The sequence below is a fragment of the Vibrio owensii CAIM 1854 = LMG 25443 genome (assembly GCF_000817815.1).
GTDB classification, from domain to species: domain Bacteria; phylum Pseudomonadota; class Gammaproteobacteria; order Enterobacterales; family Vibrionaceae; genus Vibrio; species Vibrio owensii.
On the sequence record NZ_JPRD01000074.1, the window covers coordinates 1 to 5,051 of the forward strand.

Here is a 5,051-nt window from a genome sequence, read left to right on the forward strand (position 1 = left end):
GGAGTCCATACATCGAACAGGATAAAACTTGATGCATAACAACTCGCTATGCACGGCTTGAAACTTATATCGGCCTTCCCCTACAAAACTAGAGAAAATTCTCACAAATTAATGCAAATGCGATGTAACAGACTGTCGAACAAGGTAATTCACGCTTTTCAATGGCTTGCAATCACTTTACTCGCCCCAATATTGAAAAGATAAATTACACGGACGTACTGGAACTTTTCCCCTTGAGAAAGTGACCAATACTCAAAACAAGAATCATATGGATACCAGAGAGTCCAAAAAATGCACAAAACAAACTTCGAAACTCTTCAAAGCTACTTAGAGTCTCAGATCATTGGTCAGCATGATCTGGTAAAACAATTACTTATTGCTCTACTTGCCGATGGACATATCTTGGTTGAAGGTCCTCCAGGATTGGCTAAGACCCGTGCGGTGAAATCTCTATCGGATTGTGTGGAAGGTGATTTCCACCGTATTCAGTTCACACCAGACCTACTGCCAGCCGACTTGACGGGTACCGATATCTTCCGTCCAGAAACGGGCGAATTTACTTTCCAGTCTGGTCCTATTTTCAACTCACTGATCCTTGCTGATGAGATCAACCGTGCGCCAGCTAAAGTGCAAGCCGCGATGCTTGAAGCCATGGCTGAGAAGCAAGTGACAGCAGGACGAAACACATACGCACTCCCAGAGCTATTTTTGGTGATGGCGACTCAAAACCCAATTGAGCAAGAAGGTACTTACCCGCTGCCAGAAGCGCAGCTTGACCGTTTCTTGTTGCACCTTGATGTGGATTATCCAGATGCGGAACACGAGTTGGCTATTTTGCGCATCAACCGTGGTGAGGCAAAAGGCGAAGCGACGATTGAACGTCCAAGCTTGAGCCAAGAAGACATCTTCACCGCTCGCAAAGAAGTGCTCAACATTCACATGGCAGACGCAATCGAGCAGTACATCGTTCGTCTTGTGATGGCGACTCGACAACCAAGCGATTACGACTCAGAGCTTGCGAAATGGCTATCTATGGGGGTAAGCCCGCGTGCGACGATCGCCCTTGACCGTTGTGCTCGTGCTCATGCGTGGCTGGCAGGTCGTGACTTCGTTTCACCAGAAGACGTTCAAGCCATGGCTTACCCTGTGCTACGTCACCGTCTGCTGCTTAGCTACCACGCTCAGGCAGAAGGCATTACAGCCAATCAGGTTATCGACAAGCTTCTTAGCCTTGTAGGTAGCGCATAACGTAGGTAGGTGACATGTCTGCATCATATGCATTGCCACCTCATGCGAATGGGGTGACATTAACCCTTGAAGAGCTGCTTCAATATCGCACTCAATCGGTTCGTTGGTTGCCACCAGCACAGAGTATTTGGTCGCAAATGAGTGGTAACCATACCAGCCGTCAAAAAGGTCGTGGCATGGACTTTATGGAAGTGCGCCAATACCAAGCGGGTGATGACATTCGCAGCATTGATTGGCGAGTCACGGCTCGAACGGGAAAAGCGCACACCAAGTTGTTTGCTGAAGACAAAGAGCAAGCGGTGATTTTGTACATCGACTTGAGCCCAAGCATGCACTTTGGTTCGCAATATGTATTGAAGTCAGTTCAACTGGCGCATTTCGCTAGCGTCTTGATTTGGCTGACGTTAGCCAAGAAAGACCGCATCGGCGCGGTGATAGATGATGGTTCCCAGTGTATTGAGTTCCGCCCTTCTTCTCTTCAAAAACAAGGGCTGAGAATTCTTGACGCGATAGTGAATACTCACAACCAATTGCTTACGAATCAACAAGCTGACAGCACACGCATGCTGCCTTACATGACCGCAATTGAAACGCTACACAACCTGACGCCGAAAGGCAGTGAACTCATTCTGCTGAGCGACTTTGCTCAAGTGGAAGAGAAAGAGTTGGTTCAACTACGTCGGTTAAAGCAACACAACAGCGTTCGCGCGGTTCAATTCTATGATCCCTTAGAGCGAGGAGAAACTGACTTCCGAGGCCAAGCGAAAGCATCCGATGGTCATCGAAGTCAGTGGTTTAACTTCGGATCTAAAGGGGAACGCCAAGAATTGGAGTCTCACTTCGTTAAGCATCAACAAGCCATTAAACAGCAGTGTCATTCAATGGCAATTCCATTTAACAGTCTGTCGAGCGGGTTACCGCTAGTTCAGCAGTTAAGCTAGTCAAAGCAACAACATACAAATCATTCAAGCAGTAGTAATAATAATGACAACGAATAATCAAAGCCTAAACCTTGAACCTTTAATCCTACCGAATGCACCTGATTGGTTCCCACTTGCTTGGGGATGGTGGGCTGTTCTGGGCGGTGTAGTTCTCTCCATCTTAATCGTCGTACTGTACTTAAGATGGCGTACAAAGCGTCTTGTTGCTAAGAAGACCGCATTGAAATTATTGACCAACCCGATCACACCACACACACCGTCTTCTGCATTAGAGGTTCTTCGTCAAGCGGCTTTGAGTTACTTCCCTCGTGAAGAAATCGCGCCATTAACAGGCTCTGCTTGGTACGAGTTTCTTGATAGCTACACCAAAGAAACTAGATTTGTCGATAAACAACAACAGTGGCAAGCGGCGCTGTATCAAAAGTCTGGTCAAGAGCAGCATCAAGCCTTAATTGATGATTGCGCTTTCTGGATTGAAACCGCATTGCCACCAAAGAAAAAGGCAAAAACTCGTGACTGAGGCAACTCTCGTTTCGAGCCTCTCTCAGTGGTTGAACATTGAGTTTGTCTGGTGGTGGGCATTATTGTTACTGCCTCTACCTTGGCTGATTTATAAGTTCTTCCCTGAAGAGACTCAGCAAGCTGAAATTAAGCTGGCGTACCTGCCAGACAATAAACACAGCAACAAACCAAAACAGGTCGTGCAAAAATTCCTGTCTATTGGCGTCTGGGCTCTGTTGGTTGTCGCTTGTGCTCGCCCAGTTTGGTACGGCGATCCGGTTGAGTTCCAACCGAAATACCGCGACATGATGTTAGTGGTCGACTTATCTGGCTCTATGCAGAAAGAAGACATGAACGACAACGGTGAATACATAGACCGCCTAACCGCCGTCAAAAGAGTCTTATCTGATTTCGTAGAAAAACGCCAAGGTGATCGATTAGGTGTGGTTCTATTTGGTGATCATGCATATCTACAAACACCGCTGACCGCTGACCGTAAAACCGTGATGCAACAGATCAATCAAACCGTCATTGGCTTGGTTGGCCAGCGCACCGCGATTGGTGATGGTATCGGCTTAGGCACCAAAACCTTTGTAGACAGTGACGCACCACAACGCGTGATGATCTTGCTCAGTGATGGTAGCAATACTGCTGGTGTACTTGATCCGCTTGAAGCCGCTGAAATCGCTAAAAAGTACAACGCAACCATCTACACCGTAGGTGTGGGCGCTGGTGAAATGATGGTGAAAGACTTCTTCATGACGCGCAAAGTCAATACTGCCTCAGACCTTGATGAGCAAACGCTGACCAAGATTGCAGAGATGACAGGTGGTAAGTACTTCCGAGCGCGTGATGCTAAAGAACTTGAAACGATCTACGACACCATTAATCAACTAGAGCCAGTTTCAAGCGATACGCAAACTTGGCGTCCTCAGTCGGAATGGTTCCCTTACCCACTAGGTGCTGCCCTTGTGCTTTCCGTGTTCCTGTTTGTTCTAAGGAGAAAACATGGCTGAGTTTACTTTCCTAAATCCTTATTGGTTGTTGGGTTTGCTCGTCATTCCTGTCGTTCTTGCGATTAACAGCCAATACAGAACCAAAAAGTCATCGTTGATTGCGCCCCATTTAGCCAAAATGCTCGGTCATTCAGTGAATACCAAGCATTACTTCGCCATTTGGGGATTAGCATGGGCGATCGCTTGTATTGCTCTAGCAGGTCCAAGTTGGCAATCCAACACTCGCCCGAGCTTTGAACTAAGCCAAAACCGAGTGTTAGTTCTGGATATGTCGCGCTCTATGTACGCAACGGATGTGAAGCCAAATCGCCTGTCACAAACCCGCTATAAAGCGTTGGATTTATTGCCGAAATGGAAAGAAGGCTCAACAGGTTTGGTCGCGTACGCGGGCGATGCTTATACGTTAAGTCCACTGACGACAGATTCCAGCACACTCGCTGGCATCATCGAAAACTTGTCTCCTGAGTTAATGCCTTATCAAGGATCCAACTTACCATCAGCGATTGAAACCGCGCTTAGCCAGTTTACTCAAGCGGGTGTCAATCAAGGTGACATCGTCGTGCTGGCAGATAATTTGGATGACTCCGAATTGTCTCGCTCGTTAGCGTTATTAAACGGTAAAGACTTTCGTGTGTCAGTACTCGCTATCGGCACATCAACTGGCGCACCAATTGCTCTTCCGGATGGTTCTTTAATGAAAAGTCGACAAGGCAACACCGTGGTAGCGAAGACTAACCTGAAAAACTTACAGAAGTTAGCCAAGGATACCGGCGGATTATTTGTGCCAATTCAACACAATAACCGTGATGTTGAGAACATTGCCGCGTTTACCAATAACGCGAGCAACAACCTTGCCGCCAAGCAAAGTGGCGACGTGAAAACCGACTCTCGCTTGAACGGCGGTTTCTGGTTGCTACCTCTGTTGTTGATTCCTGTTGCCCTACTCTTCCGACGCGGCATGATTTGGGTACTGGTCGCGACCGTGTTACCGATGAGTTGGACACCGGAAGCAGAAGCCAATGCGTTTTTGAATCAAAACCAACAAGGCGAACAGCTTTATCAACAAGGTGAATACGAAAAAGCCCAAAGTACCTTCACTGATCCTAACTGGAAAGGTGCAGCAAGCTACCAAGCTGGGGATTACGAAAGTGCGATCGAAGCGTTCTCCAATAATCCAAGCCTTGATGGCCGTTACAACTTGGCAAACGCACTTGCTAAGAACGGACAGCTTGAGGATGCGGCGGAGCTCTATAAAAACGTAATTCAAGAAAAGCCTGACTTTGAAGCTGCGAAAAAGAACCTGTCGGTTGTAGAGGAGAAACTGAAGCAACAGCAGCAACAGCAG

At 47.3% G+C, this 5,051-nt stretch carries 5 protein-coding genes; all 5 read left to right on the forward strand.

Features of this window, described 5'->3' with window-relative positions:
• Positions 1 to 291 precede the first annotated feature (291 nt).
• Entirely contained in the window at positions 292 to 1,248 is a 957-nt protein-coding gene (locus H735_RS28195) for an AAA family ATPase (RefSeq protein ID WP_020197344.1), read from the forward strand.
• A gap of 14 nt (positions 1,249 to 1,262) precedes the next feature.
• Complete coding sequence (locus H735_RS28200) at positions 1,263 to 2,189, forward strand: DUF58 domain-containing protein (protein ID WP_020197345.1); 927 nt, start codon at positions 1,263 to 1,265, stop codon at positions 2,187 to 2,189.
• A 43-nt stretch (positions 2,190 to 2,232) separates the two neighbouring features.
• Positions 2,233 to 2,709 carry a DUF4381 domain-containing protein gene (locus H735_RS28205; protein WP_020197346.1) on the forward strand — a complete coding sequence of 159 codons (477 nt, stop codon included), beginning with the start codon at positions 2,233 to 2,235 and terminating at the stop codon, positions 2,707 to 2,709.
• Positions 2,702 to 3,706, forward strand: coding sequence for a vWA domain-containing protein (locus H735_RS28210; protein WP_009704930.1), 1,005 nt, complete (start codon positions 2,702 to 2,704; stop codon positions 3,704 to 3,706). The genes H735_RS28205 and H735_RS28210 overlap by 8 nt, the downstream gene beginning before the upstream one ends.
• The coding region (locus H735_RS28215) for a vWA domain-containing protein (protein ID WP_042980752.1) at positions 3,699 to 5,051 on the forward strand (1,353 nt) is incomplete at its 3' end. The genes H735_RS28210 and H735_RS28215, both read left to right, overlap by 8 nt.

Bases quoted from the DNA above. Each gene is read 5' to 3' on its own strand.
- H735_RS28205 (WP_020197346.1), top strand. From the start codon at position 2,233: ATGACAACGAATAATCAAAGCCTAAACCTTGAACCTTTAATCCTACCG.
- H735_RS28200 (WP_020197345.1), top strand. From the start codon at position 1,263: ATGTCTGCATCATATGCATTGCCACCTCATGCGAATGGGGTGACATTA.
- H735_RS28195 (WP_020197344.1), top strand. From the start codon at position 292: ATGCACAAAACAAACTTCGAAACTCTTCAAAGCTACTTAGAGTCTCAG.